Annotated in this window: 17 protein-coding genes and 2 pseudogenes; 4 read left to right on the forward strand and 15 right to left on the reverse strand. The window is 71.6% G+C overall.

Annotated features, from left to right (window positions below; all coding sequences use genetic code 11):
* Nucleotides 1–52: 52 nt before the first annotated feature.
* The 7 genes and pseudogenes from HQN59_RS05775 to yghU all read right to left on the reverse strand — a co-directional run bounded on the left by HQN59_RS05775 (nt 53) and on the right by yghU (nt 7,013).
* On the reverse strand, nt 53–1,681 hold the full coding sequence (locus HQN59_RS05775) for an MFS transporter (protein ID WP_217703855.1): 1,629 nt from the start codon (nt 1,679–1,681) through the stop codon (nt 53–55).
* Between the two features lie 364 nt (nt 1,682–2,045).
* Nucleotides 2,046–2,477, reverse strand: coding sequence for a universal stress protein (locus HQN59_RS05780; RefSeq protein WP_176066992.1), 432 nt, complete (start codon nt 2,475–2,477; stop codon nt 2,046–2,048).
* 10 nt (nt 2,478–2,487) lie between these two features.
* On the reverse strand, nt 2,488–3,186 hold the full coding sequence (locus tag HQN59_RS05785) for a TerC family protein (protein ID WP_176066994.1): 699 nt from the start codon (nt 3,184–3,186) through the stop codon (nt 2,488–2,490).
* A 134-nt stretch (nt 3,187–3,320) separates the two neighbouring features.
* Nucleotides 3,321–4,724, reverse strand: a complete 1,404-nt coding sequence (locus HQN59_RS05790; RefSeq protein WP_176066996.1) for a sensor histidine kinase N-terminal domain-containing protein — start codon at nt 4,722–4,724, stop codon at nt 3,321–3,323.
* The gene (locus HQN59_RS05795) at nt 4,711–5,385 is read right to left on the reverse strand and encodes a response regulator transcription factor (RefSeq protein ID WP_176066998.1); all 675 of its coding nucleotides are present in this window, start codon (nt 5,383–5,385) and stop codon (nt 4,711–4,713) included. The genes HQN59_RS05790 and HQN59_RS05795 overlap by 14 nt, the downstream gene beginning before the upstream one ends.
* Before the next feature lie 77 nt (nt 5,386–5,462).
* Nucleotides 5,463–6,100 (reverse strand): annotated as a pseudogene (locus HQN59_RS05800) (glutathione S-transferase family protein).
* Nucleotides 6,101–6,143: 43 nt separating this feature from the next.
* Nucleotides 6,144–7,013, reverse strand: a complete 870-nt coding sequence (gene yghU / locus HQN59_RS05805) for a glutathione-dependent disulfide-bond oxidoreductase (protein WP_176067000.1) — start codon at nt 7,011–7,013, stop codon at nt 6,144–6,146.
* 257 nt (nt 7,014–7,270) lie between these two features.
* Between yghU and HQN59_RS05810 the strand changes: the two genes are divergently transcribed.
* Complete coding sequence (locus HQN59_RS05810) at nt 7,271–7,630, forward strand: hypothetical protein (protein ID WP_176067002.1); 360 nt, start codon at nt 7,271–7,273, stop codon at nt 7,628–7,630.
* A gap of 9 nt (nt 7,631–7,639) precedes the next feature.
* Here the strand turns inward: HQN59_RS05810 and HQN59_RS05815 are convergent, their stop codons facing one another.
* The 7 genes from HQN59_RS05815 to HQN59_RS05845 form a co-directional block, all read right to left on the reverse strand.
* Nucleotides 7,640–8,761 carry a YbdK family carboxylate-amine ligase gene (locus HQN59_RS05815; RefSeq protein ID WP_176067004.1) on the reverse strand — a complete coding sequence of 374 codons (1,122 nt, stop codon included), beginning with the start codon at nt 8,759–8,761 and terminating at the stop codon, nt 7,640–7,642.
* Nucleotides 8,761–9,954, reverse strand: a complete 1,194-nt coding sequence (locus tag HQN59_RS05820) for a cation:proton antiporter (RefSeq protein ID WP_176067006.1) — start codon at nt 9,952–9,954, stop codon at nt 8,761–8,763. Before HQN59_RS05820 ends, HQN59_RS05815 begins: the two co-directional genes overlap by 1 nt.
* The gene (locus HQN59_RS05825; RefSeq protein WP_342451131.1) at nt 9,951–10,805 is read right to left on the reverse strand and encodes a DUF3014 domain-containing protein; all 855 of its coding nucleotides are present in this window, start codon (nt 10,803–10,805) and stop codon (nt 9,951–9,953) included. Before HQN59_RS05825 ends, HQN59_RS05820 begins: the two co-directional genes overlap by 4 nt.
* A gap of 167 nt (nt 10,806–10,972) precedes the next feature.
* Nucleotides 10,973–11,977 carry an SGNH/GDSL hydrolase family protein gene (locus tag HQN59_RS05830; protein ID WP_176067008.1) on the reverse strand — a complete coding sequence of 335 codons (1,005 nt, stop codon included), beginning with the start codon at nt 11,975–11,977 and terminating at the stop codon, nt 10,973–10,975.
* 34 nt (nt 11,978–12,011) lie between these two features.
* Nucleotides 12,012–14,114, reverse strand: a complete 2,103-nt coding sequence (locus HQN59_RS05835) for a CHASE2 domain-containing protein (RefSeq protein ID WP_176067010.1) — start codon at nt 14,112–14,114, stop codon at nt 12,012–12,014.
* A 12-nt stretch (nt 14,115–14,126) separates the two neighbouring features.
* On the reverse strand, nt 14,127–14,762 hold the full coding sequence (locus HQN59_RS05840; RefSeq protein WP_176067012.1) for an OmpA family protein: 636 nt from the start codon (nt 14,760–14,762) through the stop codon (nt 14,127–14,129).
* Nucleotides 14,763–14,766: 4 nt separating this feature from the next.
* Complete coding sequence (locus HQN59_RS05845) at nt 14,767–15,207, reverse strand: FecR family protein (protein ID WP_217703856.1); 441 nt, start codon at nt 15,205–15,207, stop codon at nt 14,767–14,769.
* 158 nt (nt 15,208–15,365) lie between these two features.
* Here HQN59_RS05845 and HQN59_RS05850 point away from each other — a divergent pair, with 158 nt between their 5' ends.
* The 3 genes and pseudogenes from HQN59_RS05850 to HQN59_RS05860 all read left to right on the forward strand — a co-directional run bounded on the left by HQN59_RS05850 (nt 15,366) and on the right by HQN59_RS05860 (nt 18,189).
* Nucleotides 15,366–15,803, forward strand: a complete 438-nt coding sequence (locus HQN59_RS05850) for a DUF2231 domain-containing protein (RefSeq protein ID WP_176067016.1) — start codon at nt 15,366–15,368, stop codon at nt 15,801–15,803.
* Nucleotides 15,800–17,083, forward strand: a pseudogene (locus HQN59_RS05855) (PQQ-dependent sugar dehydrogenase); the annotation flags it as partial. The gene HQN59_RS05850 and the pseudogene HQN59_RS05855, both read left to right, overlap by 4 nt.
* 389 nt (nt 17,084–17,472) lie before the next feature.
* Complete coding sequence (locus HQN59_RS05860; RefSeq protein WP_176067019.1) at nt 17,473–18,189, forward strand: hypothetical protein; 717 nt, start codon at nt 17,473–17,475, stop codon at nt 18,187–18,189.
* Between the two features lie 144 nt (nt 18,190–18,333).
* On the opposite strand, the gene HQN59_RS05865 is transcribed toward HQN59_RS05860, so the two are convergent.
* Nucleotides 18,334–20,088, reverse strand: a complete 1,755-nt coding sequence (locus tag HQN59_RS05865) for a carboxylesterase/lipase family protein (protein ID WP_176067021.1) — start codon at nt 20,086–20,088, stop codon at nt 18,334–18,336.
* Nucleotides 20,089–20,213 lie beyond the last annotated feature (125 nt).

Consider the following 20,213-nt stretch of genomic DNA (forward strand, 5'->3'; position numbering starts at 1 on the left):
GCGCAGAGGCCGCGGCGCCGACGGCGCGCCGCGCCGCGCCGCGGGAAGTCGCTCAGGCGCTGCGGAAGCGCGTCGCCTTCACGAACGCGATGGCCGCGAACGGCAGGACCACCCCGAGCACGAGGCTCGCGGCGATCAGCACGCCGAGCTCGCTGTAGTCGGCCGGCACGCTGACGCGGCCGGCCTTGTCCTTGACCTCGCGCGTGACGAGAAAGATCTCGTTGAGGTACTTGGTGCCGAGCTGCGATGCGGCGAGCGCGAGGTTGGTGAACGACGCCATCACCGCGAAGAACGTCGCCTTCAGCCGGTCGGGCGCCGAGTTGGCGATCCACGCCAGCATCGGCACCATCGAGATCTGCCCGAGCGGCGACTCGAGCGCGGTGTTGACGATCGCGATCGTGCGGGCGTCGACGAGGCCGCCGGTCATCGCCGCGGTCCACTCGTGCAGGCCGTGGACCATGCCGAGCACCGGCAGGCTGAGCAGCGTCCCGGCGATCGTGAGCCAGCCGACGATGTAGGCGATCGAGCGCTCGGCCATGAAGCGGCGGAACAGGAACAGGCCGAACAGCGTCAGCACGCTGCCGATCAGCGACAGGCGCGCGATGAACGACGGGTCGAATCCGAGGCCGTCGATGAACCACCAGGTGAGCCCTTCGCCGGGCCCGGGCACCGCACGGAACACGAAGATGACGAGCGCGGTGCCGACCAGCACGTTGCGCGGCTCGGGGTCGAGCTCGCGCGTCAGGCGCCACATCAGGAACAGCACGATCGCCATCGAGGCGGCGAAGATGATCTCCTGCCCCACCGGCACGTCGCCGAGCCCGACCGCGACCGACACCACCGCGAACGCAAGGCCGCCGCCGAGGATCCACCAGTTGACCGGCGGCGGCTCGCCAACGGCGTTCAGCATCGCGTCGACCTCCGCCGGCGCGTAACCGGCGGCGCGCAGCCGCGCGGCATCGCGCCAGCGCAGCCACAGGCCCAGCATGACGCCGAGCACCGAGACGACCGGGATCACCAGCGCGAGCTCGTAGACGAACAGGTAGAGCGCGCCGACCTGCGCCGGCGGCAGGTTCGGCGCGTCGCGCAGCAGCACCACGTTGGCGAACGACACCAGCACGCTGCCGCCGATGATCGCGACCCGGCCCAGCGTCTGCATCGTCGTGTGCATCGAGCGCCGGCGCGCCTCGTTGACCGGTGTGCCGTCGGCCTCGTAGCGCGGGACCGCCTCGACGGTCATCGCGTCGGCGACGGTGTCCTGCACCACGTAGCCGATCGGCGCGAGCAGCGCCGACAGCACGTACCAGGCCTCGATCGGCGCGATCGCGCGCAGCGCCTCCGTGTGCCCGAGGAGGCCGATCATGATCACGATGCTCGCCGTGATGAGGCCGGCGCCCAGAAAGACGAGCAGCGCCTTCCAGCGCCACACCAGGTCGACCAGGTGGCCGAGCGGCATCTTCAGCGACCACGGCAGCGTCGCCCAGAAGCCGAGCGCGGCGAGGAAGCCGGCCGAGAGGCCGAGCCGCTCCTTCACGTAGAACGTGCCGACGATGGCGGTGAGGCCCGACACTCCGGCGGCCACGTAGACCATCAGCGGCGGCAGGTACGACCAGCGCATCTCGCGCCCGAGCGCGAGCAGGTTGCGGTCGATCCAGCCCCCGAGCGCGGCGGCCGGGTTCAAGGCCGACCCGCGCGACACCGCGCGCGGCGCGCGAGCAGGCGATGCGCGGTCACGCGCGAAGACGAGGTGCCGCGAGCCTCAGGCGGCGGCGCGGCGAGCGAGTCGGGGAGTCGGGGCACGGCAGCAGCATCCGGAAAGACCAGCCCGATGATAGAAGCCGCCCCGCCGGCCGCCCGCGCGGCCGAGGACGGCGCTGCGGCATTTCGCCGCGCGCGCTCGCGATCGTCGAGACCATCGCGAGCGACGCGTGCCGTCGCCTCGGATGCCGACGGAGCGACGCGCCGCCGCGCCTGATCGGCCGCTCGCACGAACGAACGGCCCGCCGACGCTGCCGCCGACGGGCCGAGGGCCGAACGGCCGACGCTCAGGACCCGATCACGCGCAGGTCGGCCGCGCTTCCGAGCGTCTGGCGCACCTGATGGGCGAGCGAGCCGAACAGGCTCGCGGCGAGGCTCGGCTCTTCCTTGGCGAACACGATGCGATCGCAGCCGAGGTCGCGCGCCGCCGCGACGATGGTCGGCGCGCTGCGCCCGACCAGCACCGTGCAGGTGCACGGCACGCCGGCCGCCTCGAGCAGTGCGCGCGCCGGCTCGAGCTCCTCGGCGCCGGCGGTCTGCTGGAGTTCGCGCAGCTCGCGCGGGTCGAAGAACATCGAGACGTGGCCCGACACCTTCGGCTGCACGCGCAACAGGCACGCGGTGAGCGGCTCGTCACGCGCCATGCGCACGACCTGCTCGATCGCCGAGCGCGTGCGCGCCGGCTGGGTGGGATCGACGGGGACGAGGACGCGCTTCATGCTGGCCTCCTCAAGCCGCGGTCTGGTCGGCCGCATGCAGCTGCTGCTGCCGGCTCGTCAGCCACTTGCCGATGGCGACGACGGCGATCGCGCCGATCACCGGAACCATCGTGTGCAGCGCGTGATGCGAGGTGGTCCACGCCTCGATCGACGGGTCGCTCACCGCCATCTCGCCGGCGACCCAGCCGAGCAGCGCCGCGCCGAGCGTGATGATGATCGGGAAGCGCCCCATCAGCTTGAGGATGATGGTGCTGCCGAAGATGATCAGCGGGATGCTGATCACGAGGCCGAACACCAGCAGCGGGACGTTGCCCTTGGCCGCGGCGGCGACGCCGACGACATTGTCGAGGCTCATCACGAGGTCGGCGACGACGATGGTCTTGATCGCCGCGGCGAGGCTCGAATGGCCTTCGAGTTCCTCTTCGCCGTCGTCGCCCTTGAGGAGGCCCACGCCGATCCAGAACAGCAGCGCCGCGCCGACCAGCTTGAGGTACGGCAGCGTCAGCAGGTAGACCGCGAAGAAGGTCAGGATGATCCGCAACACGATGGCCCCGACGCTGCCGAAGAGGATCGCCTTCTTCTGCTGCGACGGCGAGAGCGAGCGCGAGGCCATCGCGATGACGACCGCGTTGTCACCGCTCAGCACGATGTTGATGAGGATGATCTGGGATAGCGCGATCCAGAACTCGGGGGTGGACAGGAACGACATGGGGTCTCCTCGAACGTCGGAGCCGGACTGGCTCGGATCGCCGCGAAGACTAAGAACCTGTTCTGACGCCTTCCTTCCGGCGCGCTGTCGCGAGGTTGTCGCTCACCTGACAGCCGCCTGACAGCCGCGCTCGCTCAGCTGCTGCGCAGGCGGAAGAACACGCTGAAGGTGTTGCCGACGCCGTCGGTGTCCTCCTCGAGCGTGATGCGCGCGCCGTGCAGCGTCGCGATCTCGCTGACGATCGCGAGGCCGAGGCCGCTGCCGTCCTGTCCGCTGCCGAGCAGGCGATGGAAGCGCTCGAAGATCCGCTGGCGCTCCTCGACCGGAATGCTCGGACCGTCGTCGCTGATGCCGAGCCGGCACTGGTCGGCCGCGGTCTTCTCGGTGCGCACCGTGACGCGGCCGCCGCGCTGGCTGTAGCGGATCGCGTTGTCGATGAGGTTGTTGATGAGCTCGCGCAGGCGGTCGGGGTCGCCGTCGATCATCAGCGGCTCGCCGGCACCCTCGAAGCCGAGGTCGATCTCGTGGCGGATCGCTTCCGGCACCCACTCCATGCTCGCCTCGAGCGCGCACGCGTCGAGGTCGACCGGGTGCAGCTGCATCGCGTCGAGCGCGCCGGGCTCGTTGCGCGCGAGCGAGAGCAGCTGGCGCACCAGCCGCGAAAGCCGATCGGCACTGATGTAGAGCTGGGCTAGCGAGTGGCGCACGCGCTCCGGATCGGTCTCGCGCAAGGCGAGCTCGATCTGCGCCTTGAGGCCGCTGACCGGCGTCTTCAGCTGGTGCGCGGCGTCGGCGACGAAACGGCTCTGGAAGTCGAACGTGCGGCCGAGGCGCGCCATCAGCTCGTTGACCTCGTCGACCAGCGGCCGCACCTCGCCGGGCACGTCGTCGGTCGCGATCGGGCTGAGGTCGAGGTGCGAACGGTCCGACACCGCGCGGCGCAGACGCTGCAGCGGCTGCAGGCCGCGCGAGACGCCGAACCACACCACGGCGGTCGCCATCACGATCAGCAGCACCTGCGGCAGCACCACGTTGGCCACCATCTCCCACGCGAAGCGGGTGCGCTTGTGCAGCGTCTCGGCCACCTGGATGCGGACCTGCGTCGGCGCCGCCGCGCTGCCGACCGGCAGCCACGCGACCATCATGCGCACCGGCTCGCCGTGCACCACGTCCTCGTAGAAGCGGGCCGGCCGCGGCGACGCGGCGGCGGCGCCGTTGCGCGGCTGCGGCATCTGGGGGTCGCCGCCGAGCAGGCGCCCGTCCGTCGCGACCACGCGGTAGTACAGCAGGTCGTCGGGATCGCGCAGCAGGATGTTGCCGGCGGCATCCGACAGGTCCAGGCGCGGGCCGGCCGGCTCGGCACGCACGTGCAGCACGATCTCGCGGCCGATCTCGAAGAGGGCACGGTCGTACGCGAGGTTCGAGAAGCGCACCGAGTTCCAGTAGGCGACGCCGGTGTCGAGCACCAGCAGCGCCGCCAGCGGCCCGAGCAGCCACGCCAGGAGCTTGCGCTGCAGGCGCGGCTCAGGCGCCTTCACCGACCCGATCCATCAGGTAGCCCATGCCGCGCACGGTGCGGATCTCGCAGCCGAGCGGCTCGAGCTTCTTGCGCAGGCGGTAGATGTTGACCTCGATCGCGTTGTCGGCGACCTCCTCGCCCCAGCCGTAGAGGTGGTTGGCCATCTGCTCCTTGCTGACCACGCGGCCGGCGCGCATCAGCAGCAGCTCGAGCATCGCGAGTTCGCGCGGCGAGAGCTCGACCGGCCGCTTGTCGTGGAAGACACGCCGCCCGACGGTGTCGAAGCTGAGCAGGCCATGCTCGAGCCACGGCGTCGAGTTGGCGCCGCGCCGCAGCAGCGCGCGCACGCGCGCCTCGAGCTCCGGCAGGTCGAACGGCTTGGCGAGGTAGTCGTCGGCGCCGAGGTCGAGCCCGCGCACGCGGTCATCGAGCGAATCGAGCGCGGTCAGCATCAGCACCGGCGTGGTGGCGCGGCGCGCGCGCAGGCGCCGCAGCACGTCGAGGCCGCTGAGCCCCGGCAGGCCGATGTCGAGGATGACGAGGTCGTGGATGCCCAGCAGTAGCGCGTGGTCGGCTTCCTCGCCGGTGCCGACGATGTCGACCGCGTGCGCCGACTGCACCAGCGCGCGCGACAGCGCGTCGGCGAGCACCTTGTCGTCCTCGACGAGCAGGATCCGCATCGGGTGGTGGTTGGACCGGGAGACGGAGCATCGTAGCGGAGGGGCGCGGGCCGCTCCCCGGCAGGCGGACCGCGCCGCTACAGCGACATCGACGGCCGATTCGCCAGGGCGGCACGCCAGCGCACGAGGTGCGGATGCGCGTCGCCCGGGGTGATCTTCACCACCCGCGCGAAATCGACCGCGACCACCGCCGTGATGTCGGCGACGCTGAAGCGTCGGTCGCGATGAACGCGCGGCCGGCGAGGTGCGTGTCGAGCGCGACGAAGAACTGCTCGACGCGGCGCACCCCGCGCTCGGCGAGCGCCGGGATCTGCGGGTGATCGACCGGCCCCGGCAGCGCGCGGTTCGCCATCGACGGCGCGCGGTTGCGCATCGCCTCCGCGATCGCGAGCAGCCCCTCGAACTCGACGCGCCAGTTCCAGCTCGCGACCTCGGCCTTCTCGAGCGGCGTGCGGCCGAGCAGCGGCGGCTCCGGGAACTCGGCTTCCAGCCATGCGGTGATCGCCGCGTTGTCGGCGAGCACCGGGCCGGCGTCGTCGATGCGCAGCGCGGGCACCGTGCACTGCGGGTTGATGCGGCGGTAGGCGTCCCCGAACTGCTCGCCGCTGCGCAGGTCGACCGCGACCGTGGCGTGGGCGACGCCCTTCTCGGCGAGCAGGATGCGGGCACGGCGCGGGCTCGGCGCGGTGGCGCAGTCGTAGAGCGTGATGGTCATGCGGGTTCTCGCGGGTGCGGCGCGTGCGCCGGCGTGCATCGGTTCAGCCGGCAGTGCCGATCTTGTCCTGCGTGCGCGTCTCGAAGTCGCTCGCGTCGTGCCGCTCGTGGAGCTGGCTCGCCGGGTTGCCGAACGTGCGGTTGACCATGCGGCCGCGCCGCGCCGCCGGCCGCTGCGCGATCGCGTCGGCCCAGCGCCCCACGTTCGTGTAGCTCGCGACGTCGAGGAACTCGCCCGCGCCGTAGAGCTGGCCCTTGGCCAAGGCGCCGTACCAGGGCCAGACGGCGATGTCGGCGATCGTGTACGCGGCACCGGCAAGGTATTCGCTCTCGCCGAGGCGCCGGTCGAGCACGTCGAGCTGGCGCTTGACCTCCATCGCGTAGCGGTCGATCGCGTACTCGATCTTCTCGGGCGCGTAGGCGTAGAAGTGGCCGAAGCCGCCGCCCAGGAACGGCGCGCTGCCCATCTGCCAGAACAGCCACGACAGGCACTCGGCGCGCGCCGCACCGTCGGGCGGCAGCAGGGCGCCGAACTTCTCGGCCAGGTAGACGAGGATCGCACCCGACTCGAACACGCGCACCGGCTCGGGCCCGCTGCGATCGACGAGCGCCGGGATCTTCGAGTTGGGGTTCACGGCGACGAAGCCGCTCCCGAACTGGTCGCCCTCGTTGATGCGGATCAGCCAGGCGTCGTACTCCGCGCCGGCATGGCCGAGTGCAAGCAGCTCTTCCAGCATCACCGTCACCTTCACCCCGTTGGGGGTGCCGAGCGAGTACAGCTGCAGCGGATGCCGGCCGACCGGCAGCTCCTTCTCATGGGTGGGCCCGGCGACCGGCCGGTTGATGCTGGCGAACTGGCCGCCGCTGGCCTTGTTCCACGTCCAGACCTTGGGCGGGGTGTAGGGGTCGGTCATCGGGCGCTCCGGGATGCGAGGGCTGCAACGGTACCCGGGCGCGGACCGAAGCGCTCGCCGCACCCACCGCTCGCTCGCGGCATCGACGCCGCCGGCTCCGCAGGCACCCGCTTCCAGCACGCACGGGCCGCACGTCCGCGGTCACGTTCGCCCCCAATTCGCGCGATTCCGCAGCCGCCCCGAAGGCTGAACATGGCGACGCCGCGCCGCCCGTCGCCGAGCTGCGGGCGCGTCGGCCTTGCCGAAGGAGAACCGCCGTGGATGTCGCCGAACTCCTGCCGAACCTCTCGCCCGCGAGCCTGCTGGAGGCCCTCATGCTGGTGTGCTTCGGCATCGCCTGGCCGGTGGCGACGCTGCGCATGCTGGTGCGCCGGCGTGCCGAGGGCCAGGGCCGCGCGTTCACCGCGATCATTCTCTGCGGCTACGCGGCCGGGGCGAGCGCCAAGCTCGCCGCTGCAGCGGGCATCGATCTCGATGCGGTCGAGCCGGTGTTCTGGCTCTACGTCATCAACTTGGCATCGGTCGCGATCAACCTGGCGCTGCAGTGGCACTACCGCCGCCGACCGCCGCGCCCGGACGCCGCTGCGGCGCCGGCTCCCATGCCGTCGGCGCGCTGAGCGGCGCCGTCAGCGCAGCCCGCGGAAGCGCGCGAGCGCGCCGTCGACCATGCCTTCGGCACTGCCGCTCGAGCCGAACTGCTCGCGCAGCCAGCTGGCGTCGCTGCCGGCCTGCGCGACGCCGAGCAGATGCCCCCACGCAGCGTCGGAACGGCTCGCGCCGGGGGCCGCCTGCAACGCCTCGACGGTGCTGCGGATCTCGTCGCGCAGGGACCGGTTCTCGTAGCTGCGCGGATCGACCACCATGCCGTCGAGCCCGAAGCGGCAGGCCTGGAAGCGGTTGTAGTTGTAGACGAGGTAGTCGTCTTCAGCGGGTGCCGGCGCGCCGCCGCGCAGCAGCTCGCCGCACAGCGCCTGCAGGTACGCCGCCAGCGCCGCGGCAGTCTCGACCGCGAGCGGCGTGTCGCACACGCGCAGCTCGATCGTGCCGAATTCGGGCTTGGGCCGGATGTCCCAGTAGAAGTCCTTCATGCTGCCGACGATGCCGGTCTGCGCCATGCGCGCGAAGTAGCCCGTCTCGAAGTCGTGCCAGCTCAGCGTGAACGGCGCCCGCCCGCTGAGCGGAAACGCGAATACCGAGTTGAGCCGCGCCGAGTTGAAGCGGGTGTCGTGGCGCTGCAAGAACGGCGACGACGCCGCCAGCGCGATGAAGTGCGGGATGTAGCGGCCGAGCGAATGCAGCAGGAACAGCGCCTCGTCGCCCGACGTGCAGCCGACGTGGATGTGCTGGCCGAAGATGGTGAACTGCTTGGCGAGGTATCCGTAGAGCGCCGACACCTCGCGAAAGCGCGGCTTGGCGAAGATGCGCCGCTGGCCCCACTCCTGGAACGGATGGGTGCCGCCGCCGCACACGCCGACGTTGAGGCGATCACCGGCGCCGACGAGCGCATCGCGGATCTCGCGCAGTTGCGCGAGCAGCCCGGCGTGGTCGCGGTGCACGTCGGTCGACACCTCGATCATGCTTTCGGTGATCTCGGGCACCACGTTGCCGGGAAACGGCCGGCGCCCGAGCACCTCGAGCATGTCGGGGCTCGCGTCGACGAGGTCGAAGTCGCTGAGGCTCACGAGCTGCAGCTCGAGCTCGACGCCGAGCGTGAGCGACTCGGAGCTCTTGAACGGCTCGAGCGCCATCAGTGGACCTCCCGATCGTCGGCGCTCTCGCCCGCGAGCACCAGCGCGCGCTGCGCGACCACCGGCCCGATCAGCTCGAGCACCAGCGTCATCGCGGCGAGCGGCGCGAGCTGGTCGATGAGATCGACGCCGAGGAAGCGCGTCTGTTCCAGCATCAGCACCGCGAACACGGCAATCGGCGTGAGCGCGACACCGGTGAGGAAGCCTTTGCGCCAGGTCGTGCCGCTCACGTGTGCGAGCGTGCCGACCACCAGCGTCTTGCTGAGAAGGCGCACCGCGATGATCGCGAACGCGAGGCCGAGGCCGGCCCAGGCGCGCTGCCAGTCGATCGTGGTCGCGACGTAGACGAACAGGACCACCGTGAGCAGGTCGCCGAGCGCGCCGAAGTTGCGCTGGGCCTGGTTGAGGGCGACGCGCCGATGGCGAGCGGTCAGACCAAACGCCAGTGCGGCGACCACGGGCGAGAAGCGAAACGCGTGCGCGACCGCCACCAGCACGATCACGCCGATCGCGATCGCCACCGTCGCGTCGGGACCGGTGCGACCGAAGCGCCGCAGAAGCGCCGGCACCGCGACGCCGAAGGCGACGCCGAGGCCGGCCGAGACGGCGAGCACCAGCACGCTGCTCGAGAGCGCGCGCCAGACGTTGCCCGAGGTGTCGAACACCCAGACGCCGACGATCAGCTTGAAGGCGAGCACCGCCAGTACGCAGTTGAGTGCCGCCAGGTGCAGCACGCGCTCGGTGACCTGCCCGGAGCTGCGTTCCTCGTTGACGACGCGCATCAGCGCCGCCGGCGAGGTCGACATCGCAAGCGAGGCGAGCAGCAGCGAACTCAGCGTCGGCATGCCGGCAAGCCACGCCACCGTGCCGACCGCGACGAAGGTGGTCGCCGCCTCGAGCAGGCCGGTCGCGCCGATCCACGGGTTGGTGCGCAGCCAGCGCAGGTTCACGCGGTAGCCGAACTCGAAGAGGATGAGGCCGAATGCCGCGCTCGCGACCAGCAGCAGCGTGCCGTCCGACGGCTCGGTCAGCAACCCGAGCTGCGCGCCGCTGAGCACGAAGCCGACCATTCCGTAGAGGCTGATGCGCGGCAGGCCCGTCCAGCGGTGACCCGCCTCGCCGACCACCCAGGCGAGGGCGACCGCGAGCGGCCAGGCGAGCGAGCCGCCGAGCGCGGCGAGGCTCTCGCTCATCGGGAAGCCGCCCCGGACGCGGGCGCGGCCACGTCGGTATCCGACGCGACGAGACGGCGCACCTCGGCCAGCTTGGCCTTGAGGCGCCGCGCGTTCACCGGCCCCATGCGCAGCAGCAGGCGCTGGCCGGAGCTGAGCGCCTCGAGCGCCGGGTCGTCGTACTGGTACAGCACCCAGGGGCGCTCGGGCCGGATCGGACCGTTGATCGGCGGCAGATGCACCTTGAGCTCGCCGTCCGCCGTCGGCGTCGCGAGCAGGAGATCGATCAGTTCCACCAGTCGGTCGTTGAAGTAGCGCCCGGGATAGCCGAGCTCCTGGTAGGCCTGCTGGAACTGCGGATAGAAGCGCCGGTAGGTCGCCACCGCGGCGTCGATGTCCACGGTCTCGACGAGCAGCACGAAAGGCGTGTAGCGCAGCGCGTTGTCCGGCGCGATCACGGTGCCGTCGGGCCGCGACTCGACCATGAAGCGGTCAGGCGCCGGGTTGACCGGCCAGAGCCGCGACGCCGCATGGCGGCGCGCGAGGTTGTCGACCGTCGCCACGAAGCGTCGAGCGAAGTCGTCGCTCTGGAACATCGACACCAGCGCGCGGCGCCCGAACAGGTCGACCAGCGCATCGCGCACGTCGGCGCTCGGCGGCGCCTCGGGCGGCGCGACGATCGGGTGGCGGATCGGCAGTTCCGATACCGCCGACGCCGAGGGCGGCGCCGGCTCGGCCGGCCGCCCGGCCTGCTCGACCCGCACCGGCTCGGCGATGGGCGGGGCTTCGGCCGGGCGCGAGCGCGGCCACAAAATCGCCGCGAGCGCCACCACCACGGCGCCGACCGCGCCGGCGACGAGTGCCTTTCTCACCGCGAGGGCCGCGACGACGCACGGCGCGCGCTTGCAGGAAGGCCAAGGAAGGAGGCGAACGGCCGTGCGCTCAGGCCCCGCAGGTTCGGGTCGGTCATGCGTAGCGGACCACGCTCGCGCGCCGAAGTTCCGCGCGCCTTCACGCGCGCTGCGGAGGGCTCGCCGCGCTACGCCCGCGGGCGTGTCAAGGCGCGCGAGGCGGCGCCGCGCCGCCCCGCACCGAGCAGGAGCAGACCGGTCAGCACGAGGGCGGCGCTCGCCGGCTCCGGCACGGCGGCGATCGCGAGCATGCCCTGCGCGATCCAGGTGTGGCCGGCCGCGGTGGGATGGATGCCGTCCCAGAACAGATAGCTCGATGGCGTGCAGTTCGCGACCGCGCCGCACGCATCGGCGACATTGGTCAGACCATAGAACGACGGGTTGGTCGCCAGGCTGTTCTGCAGCGAATAGAGGTCGAACACCGACACCTCGCTCTCGAGCGCAAGGCGCGCCTGCAGCGCTCCGTTCATCGCCCGCGCGATCTGGTCGGCGAGGAAGGTCGCGCCCGCACCTTGCGCACGCACCGCCGGCGTCAGCCCGACGTTGGGGATGTTCCACACGATGATGTCGACCGCGCCGGCAGCCTGCAGCGTGTCGACCAGGAGACCCATGGTCTGCGCGAAGCCCGCGGCGGCGGCCGCGATCACGGCGCCGGGGTTGGCCGACGTCGCCGCCGCGACCAGCGCATCACGCGCATCGTTGCCGCCGCCCGCGAGCACGTAGAGCGCCGAGCCCGGCGCGACCCCGCCGACGCTGCCGAGGAACATCGCCTCCTGCGTCGCCAGGCTCGGCGGCGAGCCGGGCGGGTCGGTGGCGGTGCGCGCACCGCCGAACGCGAAGTCGCCGCCACCCGCAAGGCTCGGCAGGCCGTACGAGGCGAGGCCGAGGCCGTTGGCGAACGCCCTGACCCAGACGTTGCCGTTCGTGAACTGCCCCGACGCGTACGGGCGCGCGGGAATGTAGCCGTTGCTCGTGACGACCTGTGCCGGGTCCGCGCCGATCGCGAGCGCGAGGTTGCCGCTGTCGGACAGGCTGTCGCCGAACACGTAGACCCCGGTGTACGGCGCTGCGGTCGCCGCTCCCGCAGCGACGCCGATCACACAACCCATCAACAGCTTGCGCAACACGTTCACGGCACCCTCCTTATGGTTGCCGCGGATCGTAGCGTCACACGGTGGCGGTCAGCGGTGCGGGCCGGGTCGGTGAATGGCGCGGCGGCGCGCGGGTGGCGCGTTCGGCCGCCGGCAGCTCAAGACTCGCGTGGGGCTCGTCGCCTTCCGCATCCCGGTAGCGGGCGGCGATCGCCTCGATCTCGTCCTCGATCGCGAAGAACGTGTCGAGCACCAGCGGATCGAACGTGCTGCCGCGCAGGTCGCGCATCATCTTCGTCGCGACCGCGTGAGGAAACGGCTCCTTGTAGCAGCGCCGGCTGATCAGCGCGTCATAGACGTCGGCGACCGCCATGATGCGGCCCGAGAGCGGAATGTCCGCGCCGGCGAGCCCGTGCGGGTAACCGGTGCCGTCCCACTTCTCGTGGTGCGTGGCCGCGATCTCGCCGGCGATGGTGAGGAAGTTGTCGCCGTCGATGTGACGCGCGCTGCTGCCGATGATCGAGCGACCGAACTCGGCATGCCGCTTCATCTGCTCCATCTCGTCGAACGTCAGCCGTCCCGGCTTCATCAGGATGTGGTCGGGCACGCCGACCTTGCCGACGTCGTGCAGCGGCGCCGACAGGAACAGCAGCTCGATGTATTCGGGCGTCAACACGTCGAGGTGGTGGCCGGCGCGTCGCAGCTCGCTCGCGATGGCGCGCACGTAGTGCTGGGTCCGCTTGATGTGCGCGCCGGTCTCGGGATCGCGTGTCTCGGCGACCGCGGCCATCGATTCGATCGTCACCTGGCGCGCGTTGGCGAGCGCGCGCATGCCCGCCTGCACACGCTGCCGCTCGAGGCCGAAGCGCGCCAGCGCGAACGCGACGAACAGCACCGCCACCACGGCGGCGGGCGCGGCGCCCGACACGAAGATGCCGGTGCCGAGATAGAGACCGACGCTCGCGGCGAGCGCGCCGGCTGCGAGCGCGACGCTGCCGCCGACCAGCAGCGCGATGCCGCTGCCGAGCACGAACAGCGCGACCATCGCGGCGGCCAGCGCGAGGCACGCTGCCAGCACCGCGCTGCCGCGCCATGACGGCACCTGCACGTGGCGGTCGCGCAGCACGTTCTCGGCCATCGCGGCCTGGATGCGCACGCCCGGAAAGCGCGCGTCGAGCGCGGTGTTGTGGAGGTCGTTGAGGCCGGCGGCCGACGAGCCGATGAAGACGACCTTGCCGCGCAGGCCGGCGAGCGGCGCGCTGCCGTCGAGCACCCCGAGCGCGGGAATCGCCGGGTAGCGCTCGGGCCCGCCGGCGAAGCGCAGCGTGGCGTAGCCCTTGGCGTCGATCGGCACGCGATGCGGCCCGACCACGAGCGCGAGGCCGCTCGCGCCGCTCTCGACACGCGCGGATGCGACACCGAGCGCCTTCGTCAGCGCCGCGAGCGCGAGGCTCGGATGGGCGCGGCCGCCGTGCGCGATCAGCAGCGGCACCCGTCGCAGCACGCCGTCCGGATCGATCTGCGTGTTGACGAAGCCGGCGCTGCGCGTGCGCGCGGCGATCGGACCGGCGCTCTCGAGCACGCCGGTCGCGACGTCGAGGTCGAGCAGGTCGTCGCGGCCCTCGATGGCGATGGCTGCGCTCGCGGGAACGTCGGCGCTCGCGCCGCTGTGGTCGAAGTAGAAGTAGCGCCCGGCGACGACGTCGCGCCGCGCGACCACCTCCGCGAGATAGCCGTCGTTGTCGAGCAGGCCCGAGGGCACGCCGTCCAGCGAGAGCTCGACGCCGAAGTCGCGCCGGAAGGTGTCGCGCACCGTCGTCAGCGACGCGCGGTCGGCCTCCGGAAGCAGGATGTCGAGCGCGATCGCCGCCGGCTGCTCGGCGGCGACGCGCTCGATCAGCGCGGCGAGCCGGTAGCGCGGCCACGGCCACTGGCCGACCGCGGAAAGGCTGACGTCGTCGATGTCGACCACCGCGACGCCGCGTGCGGTCTCGCCCGACGCGGTGTGGCGCAGCACGCCGTCGAGCAGCGCACGGTCGAGCGTCGCGACCGGCGCCCTGCCGGTCGCGCCGAGCCCGCCCGCGAGCAGCGCGACACCCAGACCGAGGGTCGCGAGCAGCGCCGCCCCGCGCCGCGGGAGTCGCTCGGCCGTGCGGCCGATCACCGCTTGCATCGACATCGCCGCTGCCCGTCAGAGGATCATGATCTCGGCGCGCCGATTGCGCGGCTCGGGAACGCCGGGGCGCGTGGGCACCAGCGGCTCCTGGTCGCCGAAGTACTGCACGTCGATGCGGTCGAGCGCCGGGTCGCTGCGGCGCAGCCAGTCGGCCACCACCTGGGCGCGCTCGGCCGACAGCCTGAGGTTGCCTTCGCGGGTGCCGCTCGAGTCGGCGTGGCCGAAGATCGTGATCTCGGTCGGCTTCCTGCGCCGGGCCGCATCGAGCACCTCCGGCAGCAGCGCCTTCGACGCCTCGGTGAGCACGGCGCGGTCGAGCAGGAAGTTCAGCACGAAGGTGCGCGGCCGCGGCGGCTGCGCCTTCAGCAGGTCGGCGTAAGCGGCGTCGACTGCTGCTTCGGTGGCCGCCGGCGCGCTGCGCGGCGCGGCGCCGCCGACGCTCGTGGAGCTGAACGCGCTGTCGAGCTGCTGGGCGCCACCGTCGCCTGAGACGGTGACCGCGCCGACCTTGCCGTCCTCGTCGGGCAGCAGGATGACGGTCGTGCGGCCGGTGGTCACTGGCGCGCTGGCGCAGCCGGCGAGCGCGATGCAGGCGGCGCCGAGCAGCGTCCCGAACAGGCGCGCCGCGCGCAGCAAGCGGAGATGGGTCATGCCGTCACTCCGCCTCGACGATGAAGCGCGTGCCGCGCACGCCGACGGTCGCCGTGGGTGTCCCGACCTTCACCGCCTCGGGCGCGACCTTGCCGATCTTGCCGGACGAGTAGACCGCGCTGCCGCGTGCCAGGAACACGTCGAACGCGTAGGTCGCCTCCTTGGGCTTGAACACGTAGTCGCGCACCTGCACCTCGGTGGCCGGGCCGAGCGTCAGCAGCGTGCCGTCCTTGAACACGATGCCGGCCGAAGCACCGGGGCTCGACACCAGCCGGTCGGCGACGAACAGCGTCATTCCCGAGACCGCCGGTACGCTGGCCCCGCCGCGGTGGACGGCGATGGTGCCGGTGACGTTCTTCAGCAGCGCGACGTGCGGGTCGTCGGCACGCGCCGAGGTGGCAAGGAGCGCCAGCGAGGCGGCGGCGGCAAGCGCGAGATTTCTCAAGGGATGGTTCCGGTGACGCAAACGGGCGGGGCCGGCGGACGCCGATGCCGCAAAGCCTTCGGACAGCTTCGCCCCGCATATCGGCGCTGCCATCGACGACTTGAGCCGGCCCGTCGACCGCTCGTCGCGTCGGGCACCTCGATTGCTGGAAAACCCGCATGACTACTGCCACCTACGACGTTCGCCGGACTCACCACGATTGGGTCCATCCGCTGCGCGCCCTGCTGTTCGCGGGCAGCGTACCGCTCTTCCTTGGCGTGCTGCTGAGCGACATCGCCTACGCCAACAGCGACCAGGTGCAGTGGAAGAACTTCGCGTCCTGGCTCAACGCCGGCGCGCTGCTGCTGAGCGGTCTGGCGCTGCTCTGGTCGGTGATTGCGCTGCTCGGCGCCGAGCGCGGCCGACGCCGCCCGCTGCTCGCCGGCGGTCTGCTGCTGGTCGGCTGGATTCTCGGCCTCGTCAACTCGTTCATGCACGCCAAGGACGCCGCGGCGACGCTGCCGGAAGGCGTGGTGCTCGCGGTCGTCGTCTTCGTTCTGATCGCGGTGGCGAGCTGGCTCGGCCTCGCCACCGATCGCGTGGAGGTGCGGCCATGAAGGCGCCCGCCCGCTTCGCCCTTGCGGTCATCCCGCTGGCGCTGCTCGTCGCCTGCTCGGGCGGCGCCGAGCCCCCGGTCTACGGCGCCGACCCGCCGCTGCCCGAACCGCAGCGTGGCCTTCTTCCCACGATGAAGATCGCCGACCCCGCAGGCTGGGGCGACCGCCGCCCGCAGGTGCCCGAGGGCTACCGGATCATCGCCATCGCGACGGACCTGCAGATCCCGCGCCAGTCGCTGGTGCTGCCGAACGGCGACATCCTGGTCGCCGAGGGGCGCGGCGGCGGCGCGCCCGCGCTGACGCCCAAGGACGTGATCGCCGGGATCATCAAGGCCAAGGGCACCAGCCCCGTGAAGGGCGGCAACCGCCTCACGCTGCTGCGCGACGCCGACGGCGACGGCGTCTACGAGTCGCGCAGCGTGTTCGCGAAGGATCTCAACGCGCCGTACGGCCTGGCCCTGATCGGCAACCGGCTCTACGTCGCCAACCAGGATGCGCTGGTCCGCTTTGACTACCAGCCGGGGCAGTTCACCGCCGCCGGCGCGCCGGTCAAGGTGACCGACCTGCCGTCGCAGATCAACCACCACTGGACGAAGTCCCTCACGGCGAGCGCCGACGGCCGCTTCCTCTACGTCGGCATCGGCTCCAACAGCAACATCACGGAGCGCGGCATGGCGGCCGAGCTGGACCGTGCGATGGTCTGGGAGATCGACGCCCAGACCGGTGCGCACCGGCCGTACGCGACGGGCCTCCGCAACCCGACCGCGCTGACCATCCAGCCCGGCACCGGGCGCCTCTGGGTCACCGTGAACGAGCGCGACGAGCTCGGCTCGAACCTGGTGCCCGACTACGTGACGTCGGTGCGCGAGAACGGCTTCTACGGCTGGCCGTACAGCTACTGGGGCCAGAACGTCGATACCCGGGTGCGCCCGCAGGATCCGGCCAAGGTCGCCGCCGCGATCAAGCCCGACTTCGGCCTCGGCTCGCACGTCGCCGCGCTGGGGCTGGCGTTCTCGACGCCCGCGATGGGGTCGCGCTTCGCCGACGGTCTCTTCGTCGGCGAGCACGGCAGCTGGAACCGCAATCCGCCGAGCGGCTACCGCGTCATCTTCGTCCCGTTCCGCGACGGCCGTCCGGCCGGCAGCCCGGTCGACGTCGTCACCGGCTTCTACGGCGACGACGGCAAGACGCGCGGCCGCCCGGTCGGCGTGACGGTCGACCCGCGCGGTGCCCTCCTCGTTGCCGACGACCTGTCGAACACGCTGTGGCGGGTGACGCCGGTCGGCGGGCCGGCCGGTGCGACGCGCAGCACGGCGGCGCCGGTCACGCCGGGAGCCGCTGCCTCGGACGCCTCCAGCAGCGCGTCGGGCGCCGCAGGCCAGACGACCGAGCGGCCTGCGAGCGGTGCGACCGACCCGGCCGGCGGGCAAGCGACCCAGGGCGCGCCGGGCGCGGGCGCGGGAGACGCCGCGAGCGCACCGGGCGCGGCGAGCGCCGCAGGGATGCGCTGAGCGGCGCTGGCAAGCGCCTCCTGCCCGGGCCGGGCGCGGAGCAGAAGGCGCCACGTGCGATCGCCACTTGACGCCAACGGGGCGCGGAGGTAAAGCCGCGCTTCGTGCGCCGCCCCGCGCCGCGGTACGGCACCCGTTCGTGCCGCAGGAGCACTCCCATGAACATCCCGTGCAGAACGCTGGCGGCAGCGCTGGCGTGCGCCGGCCTCGCGGCCGCAGCGCACGCGGCACCCATCGCGGTGCCGAACTTCTCGTTCGAGAACCCCGACCTGCTCGGCGACATCGGCCTCGGCAACTCGGCGAACTCGGTGCCGGGCTGGACCCAGGCAATCGTGACCGGCGTCGTAGACTTCTACGTCATCGACGCCGCAAGCAGCGAGTTTCCCGGCACCAACGGCGACAACGCGCCGCTGCCCGGCACCGCGCTCGGCGGTCAGGCGGCGGTGATCGATGCGGGCGGGCGCGGCACGCTCACCACCACGGCGCCGGTCGCGACCACCCTCGCCGGCCGGCTCTACACGCTGACCGTGAGCCTGGGCGACGACCTGCAGGGCGACCAGCCGGGCATCGTCGGCATCGAGCTGCTGGTGAACGGCGTCAGCGCCGCACTCGCCACCGTCACCGGCGCGGCGCTGCCCAACGGCACCTTCGTCGACCTCTCGACCGGGTTCGTCGCGCCGTTCGACGGCCAGAGCCTCGCGATCCGTCTCAGCCAGGAGACGCTCGGGACCAACGCGTTCGCGTGGTTCGACAACGTGCGGCTCGACGTCGCCGATGTCGGGCAGCTGCCGGCGCCGGGCGGCCTCGCGCTCGGCAGCCTCGCGCTTGCGGCCCTGCTCGTCGCGCGGCGGCTGATGCCCGCACGGCCGAACTGATCGGTCAGACCAGGCTGCCGCGGCGGCATCTGGGCGACCATGGCCGCTCGCCAGGCCGCGTCGGGCCGTCGGGTGTCGGCACGCTTGCGTGGCCCGATGCCCACGCCGCTGCTTCGCGTCAGCGCCGCGATGCAACGGCGAGGCCTACTCCTCGGTCACGCTCGCCTGGGTCAGCGAGGCGTCGAACGCGACGCGGCGCGGCGCGGTCGGCGTCCACTGCTCCCACTTCACGCCGAGCGCGGGCGTGTTCGGGTCGCCGGTGCGGACGAACGCGGCAAGGCTCTGCTGCATCAGCTTCGAAAGCGCCAGACGCCCGGGCTCGTTCGCCTTGCTCCAGCCGAACGCCTGCAGGTTGAGCGTGAAGTTTCCGAAGATGAACGCCAGATCGCCCGTGTGCCACGCGCCGTAGACCTGGTTCCACGGCGCGGGCTCCTCGTTCCACTTGAAGTCGTATGCGTAGATCGGGACCTGCGGGTAGTACGCGGTGTTGCTCGAGTTCGAAAGCGCCCAGAACGTCGCGGTGGTGATGCTCGGCGCCGGGCTGACGCGATTGGCGTTGTTGAAGGTGTAGATGTCGTAGTTCTCGGGCGTGAGCGGCGAGACGATGCTCGCGTCGACGACGTCCTCGAGCTTGAGCCCGCTCGTGGTGCCCAGGTAGGTGCCGTTCATCCACTTCACGCGGGTGTAGTCGTCGACCCGGAACGCCGACGAGAACAGCTTGCCCTCCTCGGCCGTGTTGCCGACGAGCTGCGGCACCTTGCTGAAGTTGCCGTTGCGGATCGCGGTGGTCGCGTTGGCCGGCATCACGGTGCCGTCGAGGATCGGCGCCACCGTCGACCACAGCGTCGCGCTGGTCGAACCCGGTTCGAAGGTGCGCGAGCCGGTGCCCCACTTGCCGCCGGTCGGGTCGACCTGGATGTTGTAGAGGTCGGCCGCGCTCTTCGACATCACGTAGTTGCGGATCCAGCCACTGGTCTGAGCGTTCCGGTACGCGTCGGCCGACGCCTTGTCGGTGGCGAGCCGGTCCTTGATCAGCAGCGCGTTGATGAACGCGTTGGCCTTGTTCACCGCCGCGGCCGGCGCACTGCCGCCCACGCCGCCGCTCAGCGACACCGCCTTGTGGAAGAGGCCCGTGGCGAGCGGCGAGACGATCAGCGCGTTCACGTTGGTCGAGCCGGCCGACTGCCCCATGATCGTCACGTTGCCCGGGTCGCCGCCGAAATTGGCGATGTTGTTTTTCACGAACTTGAGCGACTGGATGAGATCGAGCAGCGCGAAGTTGCCCGAGTCGCGCAGCGGGTCGCCGGTGTTGAACGCCGGGTGCGCGAACCAGCCCATCACGCCGAGGCGGTAGGCGACGGTCACCACCACCGCGTTGGCGTTCTTCGCGAGATTGCCGCCGACGGTGAGCGGGTCGAACGACGCGCCGACGACGTTGCTGCCGCCGTGGATGAAGACGATGACCGGCAGCTTGGTCGCGTCGGCCGCCGGGCTCCAGATGTTCAGGTAGAGGCAGTCCTCCGAGCCGATCGGTTTGTAGAACGTCTCCCATACGGCGCTGTAGTCCTTGCCCTTCGGCGCCGGCCCGAACAGCCCGCCGATCTGCGTGCACGCCTCGGTGAACTCCTTCGCGGGCCGCACGCCGGTCCAGGCATCGGGCGCCTGCGTGGGCTGCCAGCGCAGCGGGCCGACCGGCGCCTTGGCGAACGGCACGCCGCGCCACGACAGCGCGGCCGTGTCGCTTTCGGTCACGCCTTCGACCTGCCCGTACTCGGTGGCACGGACCAGGTTCGGCCCGTCGTCCGAGCCTCCGCCGCCGCCTCCGCACCCCATCAGCCCGACTCCTGCGATGGCCGCCGCAAGCACGGCGGCACGGCCCTTCGAAATGAATCCGTTCAAGTTTGTCTCCATGTCAATTGATGCTGACGGCTCGTCGCCGTCACGTGTCGCCTGCTCGCATGGCGAGGTTGGTGAGTCAGCTTAGAGCGTCGACCTGCATCGGGCAATCCGTCGCCGCGCCAATG

Source organism: Rhizobacter koreensis (genome assembly GCF_013366375.1).
Lineage (GTDB): Bacteria > Pseudomonadota > Gammaproteobacteria > Burkholderiales > Burkholderiaceae_C > Schlegelella_A > Schlegelella_A koreensis.

Bases quoted from the DNA above. Each gene is read 5' to 3' on its own strand.
- HQN59_RS05780 (WP_176066992.1), bottom strand. From the start codon at position 2,477: ATGAAGCGCGTCCTCGTCCCCGTCGATCCCACCCAGCCGGCGCGCACG.
- HQN59_RS05785 (WP_176066994.1), bottom strand. From the start codon at position 3,186: ATGTCGTTCCTGTCCACCCCCGAGTTCTGGATCGCGCTATCCCAGATC.
- HQN59_RS05795 (WP_176066998.1), bottom strand. From the start codon at position 5,385: ATGCGGATCCTGCTCGTCGAGGACGACAAGGTGCTCGCCGACGCGCTG.
- yghU (WP_176067000.1), bottom strand. From the start codon at position 7,013: ATGACCGACCCCTACACCCCGCCCAAGGTCTGGACGTGGAACAAGGCC.
- HQN59_RS05815 (WP_176067004.1), bottom strand. From the start codon at position 8,761: ATGGCGCTCGAGCCGTTCAAGAGCTCCGAGTCGCTCACGCTCGGCGTC.
- HQN59_RS05820 (WP_176067006.1), bottom strand. From the start codon at position 9,954: ATGAGCGAGAGCCTCGCCGCGCTCGGCGGCTCGCTCGCCTGGCCGCTC.
- HQN59_RS05835 (WP_176067010.1), bottom strand. From the start codon at position 14,114: ATGTCGATGCAAGCGGTGATCGGCCGCACGGCCGAGCGACTCCCGCGG.
- HQN59_RS05840 (WP_176067012.1), bottom strand. From the start codon at position 14,762: ATGACCCATCTCCGCTTGCTGCGCGCGGCGCGCCTGTTCGGGACGCTG.
- HQN59_RS05850 (WP_176067016.1), top strand. From the start codon at position 15,366: ATGACTACTGCCACCTACGACGTTCGCCGGACTCACCACGATTGGGTC.
- HQN59_RS05860 (WP_176067019.1), top strand. From the start codon at position 17,473: ATGAACATCCCGTGCAGAACGCTGGCGGCAGCGCTGGCGTGCGCCGGC.